We start from the raw sequence: 23,896 nt of genomic DNA on the forward strand, positions 1-23,896 counted from the left end.
ATTCAGACATTTGTTTTTAAGCCTAAACGTTCGCCTTCTTTTAGCATTAAATTAAAAGCGGCATCGTGCTCGTTAGGTATTTCTCCTTCTAAAATAGCTTCTTTTATAACTTCTTTAATAAGCCCAATTTCGCGAGATGGCTTTATATTAAAGGTTTTCATAATTTCCTCACCAGAAATTGGTGGTTGAAAATTACGAACATGGTCGCGTGCTTCAACTTCAATTATTTTATCTCTAACAATTTTAAAATTATTGTGGTATTTATTGAATTTTTTCGGATTTTTGGTCGTTATGTCTGCTTCGCAAAGCGTCATTAAATCTTCTACATAATCACCAGCATCAAAAACTAAACGGCGCACAGCAGAATCGGTTACAATATCTTGAGCTAGTACAATAGGGCGTGAGCTCATAAGTACCATTTTTTGAACAAATTTCATTTTATCATTTAATGGCATTTTAAGTCTTTTGAATAAATGATAAACCATTTTTGAGCCTTCAAATTCATGACCATGAAATGTCCAACCTACTTTTTTACTAAACTTTTTTGTTGGTGCTTTGCCAATATCGTGTAACAGAGCAGCCCATCGTAGCCAAATGTTCTCAGTATGTTTTGCAATATTATCAACAACTTCTAAAGTGTGATAAAAATTATCTTTATGGCGTTGTCCTTCTATTTCATCAATACCTTTTAATGCAGTAATTTCTGGTAAAATATAGTTTAATAGTCCTGTTTTTTCTAATAATAAAAAACCAGTTGAAGGTGTTTTGCTTTCTAAGATTTTATTTAATTCTACAACAATACGCTCGTTAGTTATAATTTTAATTCTGTGGTTGTTTTTTGAAATAGATTTTAACGATTCGTCTTCAATTTTAAAATTGAGTTGAGTAGCAAAACGTATAGCCCTCATCATTCTTAAAGGGTCATCACTATAGGTTATATCTGGATTTAAAGGGGTTCTTATTATTTCATTTTTTAAATCTTCAATACCATTAAACGGATCAAGTAAATCTCCAAGTTTGTTCTTGTTTAAATCTAAAGCTAGTGCATTTATAGTAAAATCTCTACGATTTTGATCGTCTTTCAATGAGCCGTTTTCAACAATTGGGTTTCTGCTGTTTTCGTTATAAGATTCTTTTCTAGCACCAACAAATTCTATTTCAATATCATCGTACCGTAACATGGCAGTACCATAGGTTTTAAATATTTGAACCTTGGGTTTGTTAGGTAAGTTTTTAGCTACTTGCTTAGCAAGCTCAATACCGCTACCAATAGCAACAATATCGATATCTTTAGCGTTGCCACGATTTAATATGTAATCACGCACAAAGCCACCAATTACATAACTGTCTAAATTTAATTCTTTAGCAGATTGCGATATAACCTTAAAAATAGGATGCTTGAGTGCGGTTTTATAATTCATTTATTAAATTCCAAAAATTTAATTCCAAACTCCAAACCAATATTGATTGGAATTTAGTACTTGAAATTTGAGTCTTTTATTTTCGTATAATCTTTACAATACCACTATTACTCAATTTAATAATTGAAGAGGGTTTGTTGCAGATTTTTTCGTGATGCAAATTTACAACATAGTCTACACCTTTTAAAATAGCAGGACTTATTTCTTTAAATGATTTTGGAGTAGGTTAGTCACTAATATTTGCAGAAGTTGAAACGAAAGCATCGTTAAGTTTCCTAATTAATTGATAACAAAAATAATCATCAGGAATTCGTATTGAAACGGTACCATCATTAGCCATTAAATTTGAAGCAAAATTTTGTGCTTCGTCGTAAATTATTGTAATTGGTTTATCTGAAATTTCAATAATACTATATGCGGCTTCGGGTATAGTTTTCACATATTTTTTAGCATTCTTTCATCAGATACTAAACAAATCAATGGTTTGGTGATTTCGCGTTGTTTTAAATTATATATTTTTTTTACAGCCTCTGGGTTAGTAGCATCGCAACCAATGCTTCAAAAAGTATCAGTTGGGTAAAGTATAAGTCCTCCATTTTTTAATATCTGTAGGGCTTTGTTTAATTGGTTTTGTATTAATCAGATTTAAAAATTTTTAATAATTTATTATCCTCAGGATTAATTAAATAAGGGTTTTCTTCATTAAGAAGCTTTCCGTTCAAAACTTTTTCATAGAGTTTAAGATAATTATTTGTCATTACTTTAGCATTAAAGCAATCCTTAGCATATTCATGGCAATATTTTGGAGAAAAGTCACTGTTTTTTATAGCATAAATTATTTCTTTCAGAGAATTACTTGTAAATCCAACATCTTTAATAATAAGTTCTTTTAAAGAACCATATGATGTTGAGTAAACAGGGCTACCATAAAATAAACTTTCAATAGCAGCTAAGCCAAAAGGTTCATGCCATTTTACAGGAAAAACTAACCCTTTAGATGAGCTTACTATTTTAGATTTTAAAGTGTTATCTACCATGCCTAAGTATTTTATTTTGAATTAAAAAGATATTTGAATCCTCTTTTTATATTGGCTTCTGTCCATTTATTTCCACCCATAACCATTAGCTGATTATTAGTTTTTTTGCAATTTCGCAAGCTCCAGTTAAATTTTTTAATTTCCAAGATACTTTGCCTAAAAAATGAAGATAGGATCGTTCTTTATTTAAATCTATTTTTGGATAATCATCTCAATCCAATCCATTATATACGTAAGTCTTAGAATTATGCCTGAGAGCATGATTTTTAGATAAGAAAACGGATTGTTTATGTAGTTTTTCATCTGAATTATAATTACCATGTATCGTAATTAAATATGGTTTTTTTAAAGGTGTATAAATATTAAAATGGATATGCACTAAGTCTATATAATTTGGTATTTGATCATTTAAATCTTTGTTAGGGTCATAAATCAATGATTTTAGCAAAATCACAATACGATCCTTTAGGTACTAGAAAGACTATGTCATGCCCTTGATTATGAAGTTCTTTTGCTAACCCCCAAATAACACGTTCGGTACCACCGTACTTAACTGCAGGAATTTTTCCGCCTCTATCTACTATTAAAATTTTCATATGGGCTATGGCTAAAAAAAATATAATGCATAAAAATATAGTTTTCCTATTATTAAGAACTAAGTTTTAGATTAATGTTTTATAAATAGAAAAAATTAAACTATAAGTTTATATATTATAATAAATTAAACTTGTTTATTTTTGACATGATTGAAAATTGTATAAATGAAGTTTGCTAATAAAGTTTTAAATGGATTATCCAGAATTACAAGAAAATTAGTTTATCATCGTAAACTAAACCAACTATATAAACATTTTAATAAATTATTTCTGTTTTTTGGTATTGAGCCTATTGTAACTGCTAAAATGCATGATGGGACAACAATGCTTGTAGATTTAAGTACGAAAACTGAAAGAATTTCATTCTATACTGGAAAATACGATCCAGATTTAATGGCTGTTATACAATCTCTATTTAATCCAGATTTTAGCTTTTTAGATATTGGAGGCAATATTGGATATTATTCTGTTGCTATGGGTAATTTTATCAGATTAAAAAATGCTAAAGGGAAAGTAGTCGCTTTTGAACCTTTTGAAGGAAACTATTTAAGACTTAAAAACAATTTAGCAGCTAATGATTTAAGTGAGATATGTGAGGTTAATAAATTTGGATTATCAAACAAAGTTAAAGAAACACAAATTACGTTGAGAGAAGACTTTAAGCACGGGGCTAATACAGGAAATGCTGCCATAAAAACAAGTAAATCTATGGATGAAGGCTTTAAACTTTCTCCAATTAAACTTGAAACTTTAGATGATATTTGGATTGAAAAATATAGTGATTTTGCTAATATAGATGTTGTAAAAATGGACATTGAAGGGCATGAAGATTTTTGTTTAGAAGGAGGAAAAGAAGTTTTTAGTAAGCATAGACCAACAATATTAATGGAAGTTAATAAGCCGTATTATGAAGCTCGAAAAGTTGAGTTAGACAATCGTTTTTTTCCACTTATCCCAGAGAATTATAATATTTATAAGCAAAATGGGGTGAAATGGAATCGTATAAAATCCTTAAATGAGTGCTCAACTCTAGATAATGTTTTTTTGATACCCATTGAAAAACTTAGATTAGATGGTTATAACGTTTTTGAAAAATAAAATTTAAAGGCACTAGATGAATCAAAACATTAATTCAACTTTAATTATATCTACTTATAATTGGTCAGAAGCTTTGGAGTTGGTTTTAATGAGTGTAAAAAATCAAAAAGTATTTCCAACCGAAGTAATAATTGCAGATGATGGTTCTAAAAAAGAAACCAAACTTTTAATTGAGTTTTTTCAGAAAGATTTTCCTGTACCATTAAAACATATTTGGCATGAAGATATTGGATTTAATAAATCTATGATTTTAAATAAAGCAGTTTCTAAATCAATTGGAGATTATATTATTCAAACCGATGGAGATTGTATTTTGCACAATTCCTTTATTAAAAATCATTTAAAGTTTGCTAAAATAAATCACTATTTGTTTGGAAGCAGAGTTAATATTCAAGCATTTTATTTAAAAGACTTGTTTTTAAAAAAGCAAACGAGTTTTCATGTTTTTTCTAAAGGAATTAAAAAAAGAACAAGAGCTATATACGCACCTTTTTTAACGATACTATATAAAACTAAAAATGTATTTTCTAAGAAATTTAGAGGATGTAATACATCATATTTTAAAAGTGATTTTTTAGCGGTAAATGGTTATAATGAAGATTTTAAAGGTTGGGGAAGAGAAGACTCTGAACTTGCATTGCGTTTTCATAATAGAGGGATAAGAGGAAAAAGGTTAAGGTATTGTGGTATTGTATACCATATTTTTCATCAAGAAAAATCTAAAGATAGATTAGAAATTAATAATAATATTGAAGAGAGTACTATAGCAAATAAGTCTGTTTGGTGTGAAAAAGGCGTTGACAAATATTTAAGTGAAAAGCAGTAATATACACAAAGAGTACAAGCACAATAATGTTTTTTTTGATGACATTATTGCCAATTTTGATTCAAAAGGAGAAAACTTTGGTAATCAAGATAGGAACTCGTTAAAATTATTTAGATTAAATAATGAAACGATTAATGTTAAATCGTTTAGAATTCCAAATATTATAAATCAAATAGCCTATCGTTTTTTTAGAAAAAGTAAAGCACAACGCTCTTTTGAATATGCCAATAAATTAAAAAACTTAAATATTGGTACACCACAACCCATTGCCTATTATGAATTTAAAACACCTTTTTTATTTAAAAAAAGTTATTACATAAGCGAGCAAATAGATTGTGACTACACGTATAGAGAGCTCACAACAGATTTTAATATTCCTAATTATAATGAAGTATTAAGAGGCTTTACACGATTTACATTCAATTTACACGAAAAAGGAGTTCATTTTTTAGATCATTCTCCTGGTAATACTTTAATTAAGAAAACAGAAAATGGCTATGATTTTTATTTGGTTGATTTAAACCGAATGGAATTTAAAACTTTAGATTTTGAAACACGAATAAAAAACTTTTCAAAATTAACCATTCATAAATCTATGGTTGAAGTAATGAGCGATGAATATGCCAAATGTTCTGGAAAAGATTATGAAACTATTTTTAATTTAATGTGGAAAGAAACCAAAACATTTCAAGAAAAATACCACAGAAAAAGGCGTTTAAAAAAGAAGCTTAAATTTTGGAAGAAGCTGTAAGCTTTTTAAGTTCTTTATAGCGATAATAAACACCATAAGCACTTAAATAACATATTTGAAACCCTTCTTTTCCGTCTAAAAAACCTAATCTAAAAATATAATTTGTAATAAACTTGTAAATTGGTCTTATAACAAAATGAATCATATTTGCGTTTTTGTTTTTTTTATAAAGCTCTAAAGCTTTAAGGCTAGCATAATGCTCCATTTTTTCTTTATAATGTACCGCACTATTAAAACAAAAATGTAACATAGGGTTTTTTAACATTGAGCTTTTGCCATTTATTTCTGGCATTTCATGTACTATTTTGTCTTTAATATATGTTACGCTACCATTTTTAAATAAGCGGTATGTTGTGTCTGTTTGAAAACCACTAAAGCGGATGCGTTTTTTCTTAAAGAAATATAAACGTTTAACCATAAATGCAACAATATCGGTTGGGCTGTTGGTTTTTTTTATAATTTCGGTTTTTAATTTATCTGTTATGCGCTCATCAGCATCAATAAATAAAACCCAATCATGAGTAGCTTGTTTTAGTGCAAAATTTCTTTGATCTGCAAAATTTTTAAACTCACGTTGTATTGTAGTGACATTTTTAAATTCTAATAATTTTTCAAAAGTACCATCGGTACTAAAAGAATCTACAATTATAATTTCATCAGCAAAGCTTATATTTTTTATAATATCTACTATATGGTTAACTTCGTTATAAGTTATAAGTAAAGCTGATATTTTGTTAGAATTCTTCAATTTATAAATACAGATTTATAAAATTTATTGGTTTAGCTCTTTTTTAGCTTTTTGCAACGCAGAAGCAATTATTTGATGCATATCGTAGTACTTATATTCGGCTAATCTACCTCCAAAAATAATATTGTCTTCTCCTAGTGATAAAACTTTATATTGTTGATATTTATTCTGATTATCTTCATTATTAATAGGGTAGTAGGCTTCTTTTTCTTTAGTCCATTGCTCTGGGAATTCTTTGGTTATAACCGTGTGTTTTTGTTTACCAAATTCAAAATGTTTATGCTCAATAATTCTGGTATAAGGAATATTACCATCGTTATAATTTACAACCGCATTACCTTGGTGGTTTTCTTTTTCTAATCTAGTATTTTCAAAACGTAGCGAGCGGTATTCTAAATTACCAAATTTGTAATTGTAGAATTCGTCTATTTTTCCAGTGTATACAACTTTTGATGCTAACTTGCTTAGCTCTTCTTTGTTTTTAAAAAAATCAACATTGGTTTTTGTTTCAATGCCTTCTAGTAAACCATCAATAATTTTATTGTAACCACCAATAGGAATACCTTGGTATTTATCATTAAAATAATTATTATCAAAAGTATAGCGCACAGGCAATCGTTTAATAATAAAGGCGGGAAGTTCGGTTGCTTTCATTCCCCATTGTTTTTCGGTATATTCTTTTATTAGGGTTTTGTAAACATCTTTACCTATTAAAGATAAGGCTTGCTCTTCAAGGTTTTTCGGATTTTTAACACCATTCTCTAAAATTTGTTTTTCAATAATAGCTTTAGCTTCTTCAGGCGTTTTCGTTCCCCAAAGTTGATAAAAGGTATTCATATTAAATGGTAAATTATATAACTTACCTTTAGAAATTGAGACAGGAGAATTTACATAATTGTTAAACTCAGCGAACTGATTTACATAATCCCAAATTTGTTTATCGTTAGTATGAAAAATATGTGCACCATACTTATGTACGTTTACACCACCTACGTTTTCGCAGTATACATTACCACCAACGTGGGGTCTTTTATCAATTACCAAACATGTTTTACCAGCTTTAGTTGCTTCGTGAGCAAATACACAACCAAATAATCCAGCTCCAACAATTAAATAATCATACCTTTGCATACTTTTATATTTTTAACAAAACTAGAATATTAATTTCCTTAAAAAAATTTTTACTTAATGTATTACATTTCTAGAAACTATAAGTCGTTATTTACTGCTGCTGGAAAAGCAAAAACCGATTGCGAGATTTCGTTACAAAACTTGGGTTTTAAAAACTTAGGCTTTAAACAATCATCAATACCAAATTCAGCTATTGGTACAGTAAAGAATTTTTTTGGAATTACCATAGCTCTTTTACGCTTACCATTTAAATCAACAATTTGCACACAATATCCCAACAATAAATTTAGAAAACTCATTTTGTTTTTTGTAAAATTAAAACGTTGCAAAATGATAACCATTGTACACGATGTTAGAAGCTTAAAAGGGCGAGTGAAAGATGTTGAAAAGGAGCTGTCTAAAATAGTATGCTCTGATGTTATTATCGTGCACAACCAATCTATGAAGCAGTGGTTTTTAGACCAAGGCACAACAATACCTATGGTGGTTTTGGGTATTTTTGATTATGTGTCTAGAGAAAAACCGATTCAAAATAATAAAGTTATTAAAAAAGATAAATATAGCATAGCTTACGCAGGTGGTTTTGGTGAAGGGAAGAATGCTTATATTTTTGATTTTGATATTTTAGATAATAGCAACTATAATTTAAAATTATACGGTATTGGTTTTGATGAAAGTAAGCTAAAAGTTAGTAAAGATGATTCTATTATTTTTTATCAAGGTGCTTTTCCGTCAGACCAAATTGCACATAAAATTGAAGCTCATTTTGGTTTAGTTTGGGATGGTATTTCTACTGAAGCTTGTAGTGGCGATTTAGGCGAATACTTAAAATATAACAATCCGCATAAAACCTCATTGTATTTATTGTGCGGACTTCCAGTTGTTGTTTGGGATCAAGCAGCAATAGCTACTTTTATTGTTGAAAATAATTTAGGGCTAACCGTTTCTAATTTAAAAGATTTGAATGCTATTCTAGAAAATTTATCTGAAACAGATTATACAACAATGAAAAGCAATGTTTTAAAAGTTCAAGAAAAAGTCATGAAAGGTCAATTTGTTGAAACCGCTGTGAAGAATGCTTTGCAGGTTTTGAATAATGATTAAATATTAGCAATTTGCGTCATGACAGAACTAAACTAATCATTTGCCATGTATCTTTATCACTAGTAATTGTACAATAATTATTTTGGTTGTTCACCTAATTGTACACTATTTTCTAAAAGAACTATTAAAGAATAAAATTTGATTGTCTTTAATATCATAAAGATATAAATTATATTTCATTAATTTAAATTTTTACTAACTCCCCATAACTAAGGCTATGCTCAAAAATTTCACATAAAAGACCATCCCTGACGTACTCCGTCGCTGTAGCCAGCTATGTCGCAAGAAATAAAGCCTCAAGGAATTATTTTTGATTAATTTACAGTGCCGCTTCTATTTCATTTACTGAAACTCCTAGAATTTTTAATGCAAGAGCGTTTATTTGTTTATCGGTTCCGCTAAAATGATATATAGTTTGCGTATGTGTGTAACTTTCTTTTGATTTTAAAAATAGTGCTGGTGATGAGCTTTCTAATTCGTAAAATGGCCCTAATTGCTCTCCATTTTCTAACGGTCCATCATTATAAGAATTGATAACATCACCCGAGAATGGGTTTTCTTGAATCTCCCAAGCAGAATTTACATACTTATCTTTAACCCTAGGCTCATCAATTTCAAGAATAGTCAATACTTTGTTATTAGCATCATAACTGCCAATAAACTTTGTAGCCCTTTTAGGTGAAAATCCTATTTTGCCTCTACTCTTTCCATCTGCTTTAAAAAAGACAGTTTTATCTGTTGCTTTTAATCTATCTTGGTCTACCTTTCCAAAATAATTATCATTTACTTTCGCTCCCAATTCTTCTTTTCCTCCTTCTTTAATTGGTGCGACCACGGTAACTGCCGGTGCCGGATTTAACATGCATAAAATCCAGATGGAAGGAACTCCAGAATCTTCCGTCCAAGCATTATTTCCTTGATTAACGATTTTGTTTTTAGATTTAAAAGCTACCGCAGAAAAATCTACATCTATTAACCCTAAATTGTTTTTAATATCGTCTTTAGATATCAAACTAATGGTTCTTGTAATATCTAAGTTGAACGTAGTTCCAGAATAATTTGTTATAGCAGCCTTTTTATTAAATACAGCAGTTGATTTATTATTCGCTACAACTTCAAAGGGTTCTGAATCTATTAATGTAGGCACCTTCCAATTCTTAAAATCGAACGAAACATTTTCTGGGAAATATAGTGAAAATTGACCTCCTTCAGGACCCAGCCAAAAACGCTCTTCACCCCCAAAAGCATTAAATTGTTCGCTCAATTCTCCCGAGGCTATCAAATCATGGTTGATCCACCCAAAGCTCATCCCCTCATTACCATTTAAAGAGCTTGTCATAACGCGCCCTTGAAGTTCTGGAGACACTAATATTGAAGACTTTTCTATTGAATTTTCGAGAACAATTGTGTTTTTATACTGCTGCATTAAAAACTGCCTATCGTATCCAAATGTTCCTTTTGGATATTCTTCTTTTTTAGGTGATTCTTGCAACCTTTGCATTTTTTCAACTTTGCCTTTACACGATATAATCAATGTGAAAAAACAAATTAAACCTACGTTAAATTTTACATTCATTTTACTTAAATAATTAGATCTAAAACAAACAATTAATCTATTAAAATAACTCTATTGGCAATGGAACTTTTTTATTTGTTTCCTTATACTTCGGCATTTGTGCTCCTACTTCTACAAGATAATCTGACAGTGTTTTTGCTAATACTTTTGTTTTATCTGTATGTTGCTCAATTAGGTTATTGGCTTCACTAATATCTTCTTTAAGATTGTACAGCTCCATGGTTTTGCTCTCATGGAAATAGATGAATTTCCAATCACCCTGCCTAACAGCGCTAAAAGCCCCTATACCTGGACCCGACACACCCCACTCATTAGGATAATGCCAAAACAACGGTCGGTCTTGGATAGCTTCGTCTTTGCCTTTTAGCTTTTCGGTGAAACTGACCCCATCTATTTTTTGAATGGTTTGGTAATTCTCTACCCCTGCCAGTTCTAGTATGGTAGGGTAAAAATCCTCAATAATCAAGTAATCGTCGTTTACAGTATTAGGTTTAGTAATACTTGGCCATTTTACAATCATAGGCTCCCTGATACCACCTTCGTAAATAGAACCTTTTCCACTATTTAAAGGAGCATTGTGCTTGTGCTTTTCACCTGCTCTGGCATGAGCACTCAATCCGCCATTGTCCGACATAAATAGGATGATGGTATTGTCGACTATGTTCTTTTCTTCTATATAATCCATCAAATCGCCCAAGCTTTTGTCCATACCCTCTATTAATGCGGCATATTTGGCCTCGGACTCTGGCATGCCCTTATCCAAGTACTTCTGGATAAATCTTTTGTCTGCCATTAAAGGCACGTGTATGGCGTAATGGGACATGTACAGAAAGAATGGTTCCTCCTTGCTTAATGATGCATCCAACGCTTTTTTAGCTTCTAGGGTAAGGGCTTCAGTCAAAAATATATCCTTCCCGTGGTAGACTTCCAGTCCCGGGATGCCCCAAACGTTGTTTTTCCTGTTTCCAAAATTGTCCGTTCCCAAATAACTTCCAGGACCTCCAGCAGCGTGACCTGCTATATTAACATCGAAACCCAGGTTTGTTGGGTTGGCGCCCAAGGTTTCTCTGGCTCCAAAATGAGCCTTCCCTACATGTATAGTATGATAGCCTGCACCTTGCAAAAGCTGCGGCAATGTGGTAGCATGTGCTGCCCTTGGAGTATCTTGAGACGGACTGATGCCGTTCACGTTCCATTGCGGAAAGCTCAAAGTTTTATGATTGTCCTCCATGGGTTGATTTACATCTTTTCGTAACGTCCAATTGGTCACACGGTGTCTTGCAGCGTTCATGCCTGTCATTAAGCTTACTCGGGTAGGCGAACAGACCGACGTCGCGTAGGCATTGGTGAACTTGACTCCCTGACTTGCCAAACGCTCCATATTGGGGGTCTGGTAAATATCGTTTAAAGGGGTTCTTCTGTCCCAGAACGGTACCGAAGTATCCTGCCAGCCCATATCGTCTACCAAAAAGAGTATGATATTGGGTTTATCGGGTACAGCTTTATTGGATTTTGTCTTTTCAGAACAACCAAAGGCTGTTAATACAGATAAGGCGATTAAAAAAATTAATGGTCTGTTCATTTTAATTGGTTTGACAGGTTTTGTATTCCATGGCTACACTTCTTATTACTTAAAGACTGTTTTAAACAGTCTCTATATGGATTCCTGTCTGAGCAGCAATGGCAACTAAATTATATTTGCTCATGAACTATAGGCTTACCCCATAAGTATTATTATTCAGCATCCTTGATTTCAATATCATAACGCATTAAATAAGGCCAAATGTTATTAGCTCTGTCTCCATAAAACATGGAAATACCCCACGTGATGTTCTCTTTTTCCTCTTTTTCTCCCTCAAAATCATCAAACCTAAAATATCCTGGGGCTTTTGGATACTTATTGTCAAAACTTCCGATTACATAAAAATTAATACCATCTTTTGCATATTGAAGTGTTCTGCCCTCTGTTCCATGACTGGACAGCAATGTCATCACACCTTCTTTATGTGGCCATACCATTACTTCGTGACCTCCATTGGTTATAGGGTTTTCGGTATGCTTTTCATAAGGCCCCTCGGGTTGATTGGCTATAGCAACACCCATTTTAGTATGGCTCGGTCCACTATTGCCATAATTTGCTGAACGTCCTTTGTAATACAACCAATATTTACCCTCCCTGTACAGCACACAGGAGTCGTCTATCCTGTAACTGTCAAAATCACTTTTTATGGTACTTGTTTCTAATATGGGATTTTCTGAAACCCGCTTAAAAGGACCATCGGGACTATCTGCCTCCATTAAACCTATGGCTGTAATATCGTTGACAGAGTTGTTTTCGAAAACACCTTCTGCATTACCAGGCGTAGGTTTTACGCCTGTATAGTATAGATAGAACTTATTATTGCTCTTTAATACGTTTGGGGTAAATACACTATAGGCATCCCAACTTCCCGCTGCTCCTCTTGGAATGGCTTCTCCCTTTTCTTCCCAATTAACCCCATCTTTAGAAGTAGCATACCAAATAGAGGCATTGTACCCACTAAAATGCTTATCTGTTTTAGTATACCATACATAGTACTGGCCGTTTACCATTATCACATCGCTTGGGTCGCGACGGGTAAGGTTCGCCTCCTCGCCTATGCCGTTAAGTTTTGTGTAACTATACGAAACTTCTTTTTGAGATTCTTTTTTTACGTTTTCAGCAATGACCTCTGCATTATTCTGTTTTCCTTCCTGACAGGACAGTAACAAAAATACCGTAAAAAGTAAAGTGGATTTGATTAGTGCATGTTTTAATCTCATAATTATTCTGAATGTATTATATTTTTGTAATGTATATTGAAATTATTTAAACTTTTTCATTTTATTTAAACAACCATGCTTCATGTTGTTTTAAGGTTTTTGTTTTGACCTTTATTGTATTGGCTTTTTTAAATACTAATTTTGATATTTCCAATGTTCCTGAAAGCACTTTTATTTTTGCCGAATATTTGTCGGTATCTTGTTTTGGAATTTAAATTCTTTTTGAAATTCCTTGTACCAATGGTTTGCAATTCTGTTATAATCTTGTGCTCTAATTACTATATTGCTATATCGTAATTATTTTCAATTTTATACTATTATGCACTTATATAAAAAGCTATTTTGATTTTGTTTTTTGTGAATTTAAAAAAAGGGAGAAAGTATATTCTCCCTTTTTCATTAAACAAATCAAATTAAATAACTCAAATATAAATAATATGATTATGACTTTAGTATTTTTACCAACCTGGATTTTGCTGCAAGTTAGTGTTTATTATGGTTTCTTCTACAGGAAATGGCTCTAAGTAATCTCTAGCAGTAAAGTTTCTTTCACTTCCAGGTTCTACAATAACAAATCCTAGTGCATCTGTAGCAGGAGCAGACGGATAACGTAATACTCCTGGACTGAGCTCTGCTGTTTCAAACTCTGTGCCCACAAATTGTGCTCCCTTTAAAGCCATAGGCATTTCTACTTCTGCTGTTTTCCAACGGCGCAAATCGTCTCTCCTATATCCTTCTTGCGCTAATTCTATAGTACGCTCCCTACGAATTTCGGAAAGCATATCCAATCCATTTGTAGTTACTAAGCTATTAGTTAAAGCTGCAATACCAGCTCTTGTTCTTAATAAGTTAATACTGCTATTTAATTGTGCATCTGTAATGCTACCGTTCCTCTCGAAAGTAGCTTCAGCATTAATTAACAATACTTCTGCAAAGTGAAAACTATGGGCATAATATGTATTTGACCCTGTCCCTTCAAAGTAAAACTCACTTATAAACTTATAGTTAGCATAAAATGTTTGATCTAATGCTATAATTGGCCAATCGGCTTCTGCTCCCGTCTGATCTAAACGATCTATAGTAAACGCACCTGGAGTAATAATGGTCATAGCCATTCTAGGGTCCCTATTTTCAAATTCAGTATCCATCAAGGCCCTACCTTGAAATAAAGGAGATACATCTATAGGCAAGCCATCTGTACACAAATACATATCTGCCAGTTTTTTAGTGACTGAATTTCGATCTCTTGCTGTACTACTGTGGCCATGCCTTCTATCTCTATCAAAACGTTTGGCTACAATCTGTTGAGGAGAATCGTTACCTACCTCCATAAAGAAATAGCGATATGATTGCGCTGGATTTGGCGCGTAATTAAATAATGAGTACTCGCCACTATTCATAATAGCTTGAGAAGCATCAATAGCTTCATCAAACCTTTGGTTGGCATCTCCAGTTGTTCCGTGGTATTTAATCCAAGTACCTTCAAATAAAGCTATTCTTGCACGTAAGGCATCTGCAGCTCCTTTGGTTATACGCCCATACTCGCTGTTAGGTAATTGGCTTTGCAACGGTAATAAATCCCTAATAGCATTAAGCTCGTCTATAATAAAATCTACAACTACTTCTCTTGAAGTTCTTGAAGCAAAAAGCGCATCATTATCAGCAGGATCTATAACGCTGGTGTAAAACTGTACATCGCCATACGCCATTACTAGACGTGTATAATACAAGGCTCTAAACCATCGTGCTTCTGCAACCCAACGACTATTTTCAAAACCATTGGTACTAGCTCTATCTATAATAAAATTGGCATCTCTAATATCGGCATACGAACCATTATAAAACCCACTTGTTTGTGGTGCTACCCTACTACCATTACTAACATCGCTAGGTGAATTTGCAAATGCTATATCTGAATTAGTATCTGACCTAAACCCGTCTAAATCATTATATAAAAAGTTAACGGCCAGTTCATAATCTTGTTCTTTGTCCCAAAGGAAACCATCTGTTATTGTATGCTCTGGTGACAAATCTAGTTCCTGACAAGCAGTAAACAGAAACGCAATACATATGATATATATTATTTTTTTCATTGTTCTCATTGTTTTTAATTGTTATGCTTAAAATGTAATTTGAGCTCCAAAAGAAAAGTTTCTTGTAAACGGATATGCACTAGATCCTGTTCCTTGTTCTGGGTCAAATCCAAGTTCTCTGGATTCTCTAGATTGTATTTCCAAAATATTCTCACCAGATACGAAAAGGCGTATTTTGTCTATATCTAATTTTGACAATACATCACTTGGCAGGCTATACCCTATTTGCAGGTTTTTAAGTCTAGCATAAGCTCCATTAAGCTTATTGTTTATAGAAGGTCTGTAATTATAATTAGCTATACCAGCATTGGTATGCACCCTTGGGTATCTAGCACCCGTGTTATCTGGTGTCCATATTTTACCGTACCAATACTTAAGCCCTTGGTTCCACCATGAACCAGACTGGAATGGTGCAGAAAACCCTCCACTTTTAAATAGGGTACGCTTACCTACACCTTGCCATAACATTCTAAAATCAAAGTTCTTATAATCGCCTCCTACATCAAAACTGAAGCTATATTGTGGTCTAATATTACCAAGCTTAATTAAATCACCTCCTGTTTCTTCATTAACAGCTTCTAACCTACCGTTACCATCTCTATCCACATAGCGTGCATCACCAACGCCTATTGCAGGAAGTCCAGCAGTTACATCTGCTCTATACGCATCTACTTCTGCCTGGGTTTGGAAAATACCATCAAAATCCCAACCAAAATAAGTACCTAAAGACTCGCCCACCAACCTGTTGTTGATACCTGATCTAACAACTCCAGAAGCCGCTTGAAGCTCAACAAGCCTGTTTGTGTCGTTAAAAAGTACACCTCTTACAAAGTAATTTAAATCTCCTATATTGTCACGCCAATTAACCTCTACCTCAAATCCTTTGGTTTCTAACTCACCTGCATTAAGCGATGGAGCCGTTCCACCTAAAACGGTAGGCAAATCGAGAGGCACTAACATATCTTTATTAACTCTCTTAAAATATTCAAAGGTTAACCCTAATCTATTATCCAAGAAGCTCATATCTACAGCATAGTTAGTAGTTTGTACCGTTTCCCAGCTTCTATCTAAACTCACGATATTGCTTTCAGCATAAACTTGTAAGATTTGTTGCACGCCAAATGCTGAAATATTACCAACGCCTCCCGTGCCTGCTGGCTTCCCAATTAATGCACCAGTACCAGAACCTACCAACGCCAAATAATCGTGGAGACCTATACCACTTTGATTTCCAGTTTCTCCGTATGAAAATCTAAATTTTAAATTATCAAATATATTGAGGTCTTTTACAAATTGTTCTTCTGAAGCTCTCCAAGCCGCTAACCCCGAATAAAAAAGCCCCCATCTATTATCTGCATTAAAACGAGACGATCCATCATAACGCAAGTTAGATTCTAGAATGTACTTTCCTTTGTAATCATAGTTAAACCTACCAAAAGCCGAACGCAATGTCCATCTTGAACCACCTGCACCAATTCTGTCTTCTTCATCATCGGCTACATTAGGCGAGAAAAACCCATTTACCAACAACCATGCTTGAGTACTTAAATTGTCTGATCTAAATTCCTCGTGCGATCCTCCACCTACTAGCTTAAAGTTATGATCATCTGCAATTGTTTTCTCGTATGTAAAGTAACCGTTAAGCGTAAATCCTGAAGCCGTATTATCGTCTCTTAACAAACGTTCTGGTGTTGTATTTGAAAATGTGTTTCCGTTAACTACACCTGGACTCCACGCTTTATTTAAAGTGATGGTAGTAACTTCTGTTCTCGACTTAGTAGTGAGATAGTTTATACCAGCTTGTCCTGTTAGGGTTAAACCATCTATAAGCTCTAAATCTGCTTTTATATTAGAAATAAAACGATGCTGCTTTAAACGGTTTTCGCTACCTTGTTCTAACAAATCTAGTGCATTGTTAAATCCTCTAAACGTATAATACTCTCCTTGTGGGTTTCTTATAGGCGCAAAGGTCCAGTTGGTTTGCAAACGACCTATAGCAGCAAAATCTTGAGTATTTCTAGATCTATCACCAATTTCTACGGCATTTTGCAAGGTTACTCGGAATTTGTCTGATAAATCAAAGGTATTGTTCAATCGTATATTGTAACGTTCATAATTATCAAACTTAGTATTAAGCAAACCATCTTCGTTAAAGTATCCTAAAGAAAATCTGTAGGTAGAATTTTCTCCACCTCCAGTAATACTTAGGTTATGGTTTTGACGAACTCCATCTTCAAAGAACTGATCTACAAAGGCGTTTTCTGGTTGATTAAAAATAAGGTAACTATCTTCTCTTACAGCTCCTCCCAAATTTGTATCAGCAAAATTCAATATTGTATTTGTACCCAATGCATTAAAAAAATTATCACCATAGACTGGTTGATTTCCTGCATTCATCCATGCTTGGTTTACAATTTCCATGTATTGACTCATATTTGTTTTTTCAGGCAAATACGTCGGCCTGTTAAAACCATAAGTACTGGTATAATTAAATTGAGGCTTACTATTCTTTTTACCTTTTTTTGTAGTTACAAGAATGACACCTCCAGATGCTTGGTTCCCATAAATAGAAGCAGCACCATCTTTAACAATAGACATACTTTCTATATCATCTGGGTTTAACCTATCTAGGCTTGATTGTATTCCATCTACCAATACTAACGGAGCACTGCCATTAATAGAACTTGCGCCCCTAATTTGAAAACCAAAGCTTTCTGCTCCCGGTTGGTTATCTACCTGAGTTACCACAAGACCAGGAATAGTACCCTGCAGTACCGTTGCCACATTGGTAATCGGCCTGCTCTGAAATTGATCTGCACTTATTGTTGCTACGGCTCCTGCCAACGTAGCACGCTTTTGTGTACCATACCCAACTACTACAACTTCGTCTAGTTGAGCCGCATCTTCTTGCATGGTTACATTAATTGTGGTGTTATCACCAATTGTAATGGTTTGGGCAAGCATTCCTACATAAGAGAATTCCAGCACTTCTCCTTTACTCGCATCAATGGTATAATTACCATCAAAATCTGTTTGTGTTCCTCTCGATGTACCTTTTACTACTACATTCGTTCCTGCTAAAGGAACACCATCTTTGTCAATTACAGTTCCTGAAATTTGTTGCTGTAATTCTTCAGCAGTATTAAAGTATTCTTTATTGTTTGCTGACACATTTGTATTAAAAACAAAAAAGCACAATAACAATAAACCAAGAAGTCTATTAATATTATGATTTGCTTTTGTAAAACATAATTTTATAATCATAATTTTGATTGTTAATTTAAATTGGTTCGTTAATAATTTTTTACATGTTTAATTTGTTCGATTTAGTTTTTTTGCTCCATAGATTTAATTTTAGATTTCTTTAACAGAAACAAATTTATAAGTGAAGTATAATAACTGGGAGTAAATACGGACGTAAATGGTGTAAAATTGTCCTAGCTATTGATTTTCAAAGAGTTTAATAGCTTTAAATAAGAGGATAATTGTCTCTTAGTATTATTCAAAAAGCGAAGAAATAACACCAAAAACATGCTTTAATCTTGAAGCAAGATGAGGTAACTATAGGAAAATGAAGCTGTTTATTATTTAATCGTTACAATTGCTTCTTGACTTTCTTGACTACTCCTAAATGCCGAAGGTGTTTCTTTAAATTCCTTTTTAAAACACTTACTGAAGTATTTAGCATCTTTAAACCCTATAAGAAAAGCAATTTCTACTATGGGTTTTGAAGTATTGGTTAGTAAATAAGAAGCTCTATTCAATCTTAGTTTTAGCATTAAATCGTTAATACCTATATCTGTAATGCTACTCATTCTTTTATAGATCACAGATTTACTCATACCCATTTCTTTAGCAAATAACGGAATATCGAAATTTGGATTACCAATGTGCGATTCTAATATGGTTAGGGTTTTGTTGTAAAATTCCTTATCGGAATCATTAACAGAATTAATGTTTACATCGACGTTTAGAAGTTCTAAAAAGTTATTTGTAGCCCTAGTTTGGTTTTCTAAAATATTTGCTATTCTTGATTTAAGAACATTAAGACTAAAGGGTTTATCTATATAAGCATCTGCTCCTTTATCAAAACCTGTAATTCTATCTGTGTTTAATGTTTTTGCGGTCAATAGCACAATAGGAATATTATTGGTTTGGGGGTTGTTTTTTAATGTTTCGCACAATTCCAGACCATCCATTTTTGGCATCATGACATCGGAGATTATGATATCTATTTTATTTTTTTTAACAATATCTAAAGCATTTACGCCATTTTCTGCAGTTATGGTCTTATAAACTAAAGATAAATTGGTTTCTAAATATTCTCGTAAATCTGTTTCGTCCTCAACAATTAAAACAGTATAGTTTAAATGTTTAATGTATATTTCTTTTCTTGGTACATTTTCCGTCTCTAACTTATTATTTTCTGCAATTACAAGCTTATTATCTGTATCTTTTTTAAGCTCGTCGGGAATGTGCGAATCTCCTAAAGGAAATTGCAACTCGAAACAACTCCCTTTTTCCACAACACTTTTTACATTTATAGTTGCTTTATGAGCGTCTATAAACCTTTTTACCAAGGCAAGCCCAATACCGCTACCTTTTACATGGTCTTTAGCTTGGTAAAACCTATCGAATAGTGATTCTAAATCTTTTTCATTGATGCCTCTGCCATAATCTTTCACCTTTATTAAAACATGATTGTTTTGCTCTTTTAATTCAAGAATTACTTTTCCGTTAGGGTAACTATATTTTATTGCATTTGATAATAGGTTGTATATAATGGACTCCATCATATACTGGTCAAACCAAAACAGTATTTTTTCTTGATTGTGTTTAAAAACAAGTTCTATGTTCTTGCCAGCAGAAAAAATACCGAAATCTTTTATTAACGGACTTAAAAAGCTAACAATGTCTAACTCTTGGGCTTCTAACTCAAACTTTTTAAACTCTGTTTTTCTAAAATCTATACCTCTATTAACTAACCTTGTAATACGCAGTACACTCTTTTTGATTAACTCTAAATTAGTGATATTGTAATCTTTACTAGCGCTTTTCATGATTTCTTCCAAAGGGCTAAGTATTAAAGTTAGAGGTGTTCTTATTTCGTGGGAAAGGTTTGTGAAAAAATGTAATTGCTGGTTGTCTAAATCTATTTGAGCTTTTAAAGACCTTTTTTCAAATTCAATAGTTCTTTTATATTGTTCTCTATTAAAAATGGTCTTTATTATTACGTATGCAATGAGTATAAGACTTAACACAAAAGCAATTTGAAACCAATAGGTTTGCCACCAAGGAGGTAAAATAGTAATGTGCATTACAGATTCTAAATCACTATTTCTATTTCTTACCTTGAACGTATAATTACCTACCCCTAAATTAACCCAGGAAGTCGCATTATTAGTTGTACTTGACCAATAACTTTCTTCTCCTTCTTTGGTCATAGAGGTTTCGTAATAATTAACATCTTCTAACGCAAAGTCTAAAGGTGAATACACTAAAGAAAATGAATTGTTACTGTATTGTAATTCTAAATTGTTTGAGTTAGAAACAACTATGTTATTACTAATGTTGTTGCTCTTTTTAAAATCAATATAGTTAACCCCCTTAATTTTAAGGTTGGTAAACTTTAATGGTACATTCTTCTCTTGAAGCGAATAACTTAACGGGTGAAATTTATAAAACCCGTTTCTGGTTCCAAAGTATAAATAACCATTATTATCTTGAGACATGCCTCTAGTAAAGGAGTTTCTTCTTAATCCTATTGTAAAATTTATTTTCTCTACTTTTCTTGATACGGGGTCGTAAACGCACAAGCCTCTACGAGTACCTAACCAAAGGCGCTTATCTTCTCCTAAAGCCATAGATGCTATGTGGTCTGTAACAAAATTCTCTGTTGGTACTTTAAACTCAAAAAAACTATTATTTAGATTATACTTAAACAAACCATTAAACCCCGCAAACCAAATTGAGTTCTTGTGAGTTTCTACTATACTCAAGATATTATTTGCAGAGTATCCTTTAATGGTCTTTATGTTTGTTACTGTATTTTCTTTTCTATTCCATTTATACAAACCATGATCTTGTGTAGTAACCCATAAATTATTTTGTGAATCTTGAAACACCGAAAACGTCCAAATGTCGTGAAAGATGTTGGGTATTTTTAATTCTTTAAAACTATTATTAAATTGCTTATTCTTTGGATTATAACTTACCAACCCTTTATTGGTAGTAATCCATATTTTTCCTTCTTTAGTTTCATAGATCCCCTCTATTGAGTTTGATAACAATTTACTGTTGTCTAAATTGTAATTTTTAATATTATAATGTCTAGACATCTTGTTTGTCTTTGACAACATGAATAAACCTTGGGTGGCTGTTCCTATCCAAACATTTTCTTTACTATCTTCAAAAATGGGGTAAACCTCACTATCTTTTAATGCATCTGGAAGGTTTCTTAAAACAGGTATTTCCTCAAAAGGAGGGTCATTTAACAACAAATTTCTTTTCTTTAAGACATTAACCCCTGCACCCCAAGTACCAATCCAAACATCACCATTTTTTAATACTGATGGGTGACTTATATCTTCATTGGTTACTTTTTGTTGATCTGCTTCTTCAATTTTTAAGAACTGATAAACTCTTTTTTTAAAGCGTACCCTAAATACACCCTTGGTAGCAGTGCCTACCCAGAGGTTTCCAAATTTATCGAAAAACAAGGTGGTAATTTCAAAATCGTATAAGGTAGCAAACACATCTCCCAAATCATTAATGTAAGGATGCTGCTTAATATTCTGTAATGTAAATACCTTTTTTTGATTTAAATCCCAAAAGCCAATACCACCACTATTAAATTCGGTTTGATCATTTCTTCTAAAAGAAAACCAAACCCTGTTCTTTTTATCTTCAACAAAACGCTGCACACTCATTACTGAATTCTCGGAAGACACATAGTTAATTTGTTGTTCTTGAGTGTTCCACTGCCCAATGCTACCATTGGCATTGGAAACCCATAGGTTATTGTGGGAATCCTTAAAAATAGTGTTATAGGTTCCCAGTTCTTCTCTGGTATTCACCATAAACTTGCCATTATCAGATAACCGGAATGTATTTTCGTCAATAAACTCAACTTTTGGCTCTTTGGCCTTAACGAGAAGTGCTACCAATTTTTCATCTGGTATTTTGTCTAAATTTATCCTGGAGCAAACTAGATTATGAACATTTACTTGATAATATTCCTCGTCAGTGGTTATTATATAAACACTTTCTTTATAAACTAACAGATTATCAACGTTTACATAAAATTCTTTGTCCTGATAGCTTACGTTAAAGAAGTTCTCACCATCAAACCGATACAATCCATTATTAGTCCCAACCCAAATAAATCCAAAGTGATCTTGTGACAAACTCTTAATCCTGTGGTTAGGCAATCCGAATTTTGAGTCCCAATGAAGTAAGCTAATATCTTCTATATTATTCTGACTCCAACATATTACGCTGAAACATAAAAATAAAACGATAAAAACAATCCTGAACATATTGACAACTTACAAAGTTCTCAAATTTAGTTTATATTTTAATCATAGTAAAAGGATAGTTGACTTTTTAAAAAAGTATAAACAGAATTTAAGTAACTTCTAGACTTAAAAGTTATTGGTGACTACATTCCATAAAAACATAATCTTTCTTAGGTATCCCTTTAAGCGTTCAATTACAGAATAAACCGTACAAATACATTCATAAATTTAAAAGTATACTCTAATACATACAAATATTTACAAATTCATCGTGCTAATTTTTTTGCAGAAACCAACAATATTTACCTTCCATATTTAACAATTAGAGAATTACAAATACTTATTATCATAAGAAATTCTCTATATAATACTTGTCTGTAAAACTAAGGGAAAAGCAAGAGGGTAGCGTGCTGGCGCAACGCTACGTTACATTTGCTTCGCAAAGCCTTTGTTTATGGGATGTTTGAAAAACGTAAAAAATTGAATAATTATAATTTGATGCAAAACCTCTGGAATCTCATATAAACAGGGATTTTTTTGCGTCAAACTTTGAAATTGAAGATAAAATTCGTTGACCAAATTGTAATTTTCACATATTCTATTCATTTATTTTAAGAAAATTGTTCAACTTGAGTTTTACTGTAAAAATTCGCGAAACCCCTATAAACAGGGAAATATTTACAGTAAAAAATATTTATGATGAATTTTTTGGGTGTTTACTCGTTTACTGTTTCTTGAATAAGGAAAATCCCATTTTTTACGAAAAAAACCGCTCAGCCCAATAAAACTGTTGATTTTTTCGTAAAAAATTACAGATTGGTTCTGTTTAATGCATTTTGCGTGTTTGCTAACGCACTCGCTTTGGGCGAGTTTGTTTCATTTTTAAAGTATCGGATCCTCCTTGCTCTATATACTATATACTTAAAAAAGTATCTATTAATACCCAGCCTCTGAATCCAATACATCCCAATTGTTCACCGGAATACTTCTTTTAAGGCTAATTTCTGAGCGTTTTCCTTCTACTGTTATCCTACAATAAACATTTAAAAGATTTGAATTGCTGCGTGATTTTTTCGAAAAGAAAATAATCGTAAATGTGTTGTTTGACCGCATGTTTGACGTCTTTTATTAAACAATAATTTTTGTAAAGACGAAAGTCAAATCGTTTTTAAAAGTTCTTTGAAATTACGAAATTT

Annotated in this window: 16 protein-coding genes and 1 pseudogene; 4 read left to right on the forward strand and 13 right to left on the reverse strand. The window is 32.5% G+C overall.

Annotation, left to right across the window (positions count from 1 at the left end):
• Window positions 1-2: 2 nt before the first annotated feature.
• The 4 genes and pseudogenes from L3X37_RS07565 to L3X37_RS07580 form a co-directional block, all read right to left on the reverse strand.
• On the reverse strand, window positions 3-1,421 hold the full coding sequence (locus L3X37_RS07565; protein ID WP_237239563.1) for a CCA tRNA nucleotidyltransferase: 1,419 nt from the start codon (window positions 1,419-1,421) through the stop codon (window positions 3-5).
• 76 nt (window positions 1,422-1,497) lie between these two features.
• Window positions 1,498-2,057, reverse strand: a pseudogene (locus tag L3X37_RS07570) (L-threonylcarbamoyladenylate synthase).
• Window positions 2,057-2,458, reverse strand: a complete 402-nt coding sequence (locus L3X37_RS07575; RefSeq protein ID WP_237239564.1) for a glycosyltransferase family protein — start codon at window positions 2,456-2,458, stop codon at window positions 2,057-2,059. Before L3X37_RS07575 ends, L3X37_RS07570 begins: the two are co-directional and overlap by 1 nt.
• Window positions 2,459-2,883: 425 nt before the next feature.
• Window positions 2,884-3,054, reverse strand: a complete 171-nt coding sequence (locus tag L3X37_RS07580; RefSeq protein WP_237239565.1) for a hypothetical protein — start codon at window positions 3,052-3,054, stop codon at window positions 2,884-2,886.
• 165 nt (window positions 3,055-3,219) lie between these two features.
• Between L3X37_RS07580 and L3X37_RS07585 the strand changes: the two genes are divergently transcribed.
• From L3X37_RS07585 to L3X37_RS07595, 3 genes are read left to right on the forward strand one after another with little or no spacing between them, the layout of a single operon-like run.
• Window positions 3,220-4,152, forward strand: coding sequence for an FkbM family methyltransferase (locus tag L3X37_RS07585; RefSeq protein WP_237239566.1), 933 nt, complete (start codon window positions 3,220-3,222; stop codon window positions 4,150-4,152).
• Between the two features lie 16 nt (window positions 4,153-4,168).
• Window positions 4,169-4,978: a glycosyltransferase family 2 protein gene (locus tag L3X37_RS07590; RefSeq protein ID WP_237239567.1), complete on the forward strand. Its 810-nt coding sequence runs from the start codon at window positions 4,169-4,171 to the stop codon at window positions 4,976-4,978.
• Window positions 4,965-5,729: a lipopolysaccharide kinase InaA family protein gene (locus L3X37_RS07595; protein WP_237239568.1), complete on the forward strand. Its 765-nt coding sequence runs from the start codon at window positions 4,965-4,967 to the stop codon at window positions 5,727-5,729. The genes L3X37_RS07590 and L3X37_RS07595 overlap by 14 nt, the downstream gene beginning before the upstream one ends.
• Here the strand turns inward: L3X37_RS07595 and L3X37_RS07600 are convergent.
• Together L3X37_RS07600 and glf are read right to left on the reverse strand one after the other, a co-directional pair.
• Window positions 5,707-6,477, reverse strand: coding sequence for a glycosyltransferase family 2 protein (locus tag L3X37_RS07600; RefSeq protein WP_237239569.1), 771 nt, complete (start codon window positions 6,475-6,477; stop codon window positions 5,707-5,709). The two genes, L3X37_RS07595 and L3X37_RS07600, sit on opposite strands and share 23 nt — an antisense overlap.
• 24 nt (window positions 6,478-6,501) lie before the next feature.
• A complete protein-coding gene (gene glf / locus L3X37_RS07605; protein WP_237239570.1) occupies window positions 6,502-7,608 on the reverse strand; it encodes a UDP-galactopyranose mutase in 1,107 nt (368 codons plus the stop codon).
• Between the two features lie 57 nt (window positions 7,609-7,665).
• On the opposite strand from glf, the gene L3X37_RS07610 reads away from it, so the two are divergent.
• On the forward strand, window positions 7,666-8,712 hold the full coding sequence (locus tag L3X37_RS07610) for a glycosyltransferase (protein WP_237239571.1): 1,047 nt from the start codon (window positions 7,666-7,668) through the stop codon (window positions 8,710-8,712).
• A gap of 319 nt (window positions 8,713-9,031) precedes the next feature.
• Here the strand turns inward: L3X37_RS07610 and L3X37_RS07615 are convergent, their stop codons facing one another.
• From L3X37_RS07615 to L3X37_RS07645, 7 genes are all read right to left on the reverse strand, one after another.
• Complete coding sequence (locus L3X37_RS07615) at window positions 9,032-10,213, reverse strand: DUF6786 family protein (protein WP_237239572.1); 1,182 nt, start codon at window positions 10,211-10,213, stop codon at window positions 9,032-9,034.
• A 115-nt stretch (window positions 10,214-10,328) separates the two neighbouring features.
• Window positions 10,329-11,870 (reverse strand): sulfatase, encoded by a 1,542-nt coding sequence (locus L3X37_RS07620; RefSeq protein ID WP_237239573.1) that lies wholly within the window; start codon window positions 11,868-11,870, stop codon window positions 10,329-10,331.
• A 152-nt stretch (window positions 11,871-12,022) separates the two neighbouring features.
• Window positions 12,023-13,090 carry a family 43 glycosylhydrolase gene (locus L3X37_RS07625; RefSeq protein ID WP_237239574.1) on the reverse strand — a complete coding sequence of 356 codons (1,068 nt, stop codon included), beginning with the start codon at window positions 13,088-13,090 and terminating at the stop codon, window positions 12,023-12,025.
• Between the two features lie 458 nt (window positions 13,091-13,548).
• Window positions 13,549-15,183: a RagB/SusD family nutrient uptake outer membrane protein gene (locus L3X37_RS07630; protein ID WP_237239575.1), complete on the reverse strand. Its 1,635-nt coding sequence runs from the start codon at window positions 15,181-15,183 to the stop codon at window positions 13,549-13,551.
• A gap of 27 nt (window positions 15,184-15,210) precedes the next feature.
• Complete coding sequence (locus L3X37_RS07635) at window positions 15,211-18,447, reverse strand: SusC/RagA family TonB-linked outer membrane protein (RefSeq protein ID WP_237239576.1); 3,237 nt, start codon at window positions 18,445-18,447, stop codon at window positions 15,211-15,213.
• 320 nt (window positions 18,448-18,767) lie between these two features.
• Window positions 18,768-22,721, reverse strand: coding sequence for a hybrid sensor histidine kinase/response regulator transcription factor (locus L3X37_RS07640; protein ID WP_262910794.1), 3,954 nt, complete (start codon window positions 22,719-22,721; stop codon window positions 18,768-18,770).
• A 915-nt stretch (window positions 22,722-23,636) separates the two neighbouring features.
• Window positions 23,637-23,813 carry an Arm DNA-binding domain-containing protein gene (locus tag L3X37_RS07645; RefSeq protein WP_237239578.1) on the reverse strand — a complete coding sequence of 59 codons (177 nt, stop codon included), beginning with the start codon at window positions 23,811-23,813 and terminating at the stop codon, window positions 23,637-23,639.
• Between the last annotated feature and the right edge of the window lie 83 nt (window positions 23,814-23,896).

It is taken from the genome of Wocania arenilitoris (assembly GCF_021728535.1).
Classification (GTDB): Bacteria; Bacteroidota; Bacteroidia; order Flavobacteriales; family Flavobacteriaceae; genus Wocania_A; species Wocania_A arenilitoris.

Coding starts and splice junctions, on each gene's coding strand:
- L3X37_RS07580 (WP_237239565.1), bottom strand. CDS start 3,054: ATGAAAATTTTAATAGTAGATAGAGGCGGAAAAATTCCTGCAGTTAAG.
- L3X37_RS07625 (WP_237239574.1), bottom strand. CDS start 13,090: ATGAGATTAAAACATGCACTAATCAAATCCACTTTACTTTTTACGGTA.
- L3X37_RS07645 (WP_237239578.1), bottom strand. CDS start 23,813: ATGCGGTCAAACAACACATTTACGATTATTTTCTTTTCGAAAAAATCA.
- L3X37_RS07640 (WP_262910794.1), bottom strand. CDS start 22,721: ATGTTCAGGATTGTTTTTATCGTTTTATTTTTATGTTTCAGCGTAATA.
- L3X37_RS07610 (WP_237239571.1), top strand. CDS start 7,666: ATGTATTACATTTCTAGAAACTATAAGTCGTTATTTACTGCTGCTGGA.
- L3X37_RS07615 (WP_237239572.1), bottom strand. CDS start 10,213: ATGCAAAGGTTGCAAGAATCACCTAAAAAAGAAGAATATCCAAAAGGA.
- glf (WP_237239570.1), bottom strand. CDS start 7,608: ATGCAAAGGTATGATTATTTAATTGTTGGAGCTGGATTATTTGGTTGT.
- L3X37_RS07585 (WP_237239566.1), top strand. CDS start 3,220: ATGAAGTTTGCTAATAAAGTTTTAAATGGATTATCCAGAATTACAAGA.
- L3X37_RS07590 (WP_237239567.1), top strand. CDS start 4,169: ATGAATCAAAACATTAATTCAACTTTAATTATATCTACTTATAATTGG.
- L3X37_RS07635 (WP_237239576.1), bottom strand. CDS start 18,447: ATGATTATAAAATTATGTTTTACAAAAGCAAATCATAATATTAATAGA.
- L3X37_RS07575 (WP_237239564.1), bottom strand. CDS start 2,458: ATGGTAGATAACACTTTAAAATCTAAAATAGTAAGCTCATCTAAAGGG.
- L3X37_RS07620 (WP_237239573.1), bottom strand. CDS start 11,870: ATGAACAGACCATTAATTTTTTTAATCGCCTTATCTGTATTAACAGCC.
- L3X37_RS07565 (WP_237239563.1), bottom strand. CDS start 1,421: ATGAATTATAAAACCGCACTCAAGCATCCTATTTTTAAGGTTATATCG.
- L3X37_RS07630 (WP_237239575.1), bottom strand. CDS start 15,183: ATGAAAAAAATAATATATATCATATGTATTGCGTTTCTGTTTACTGCT.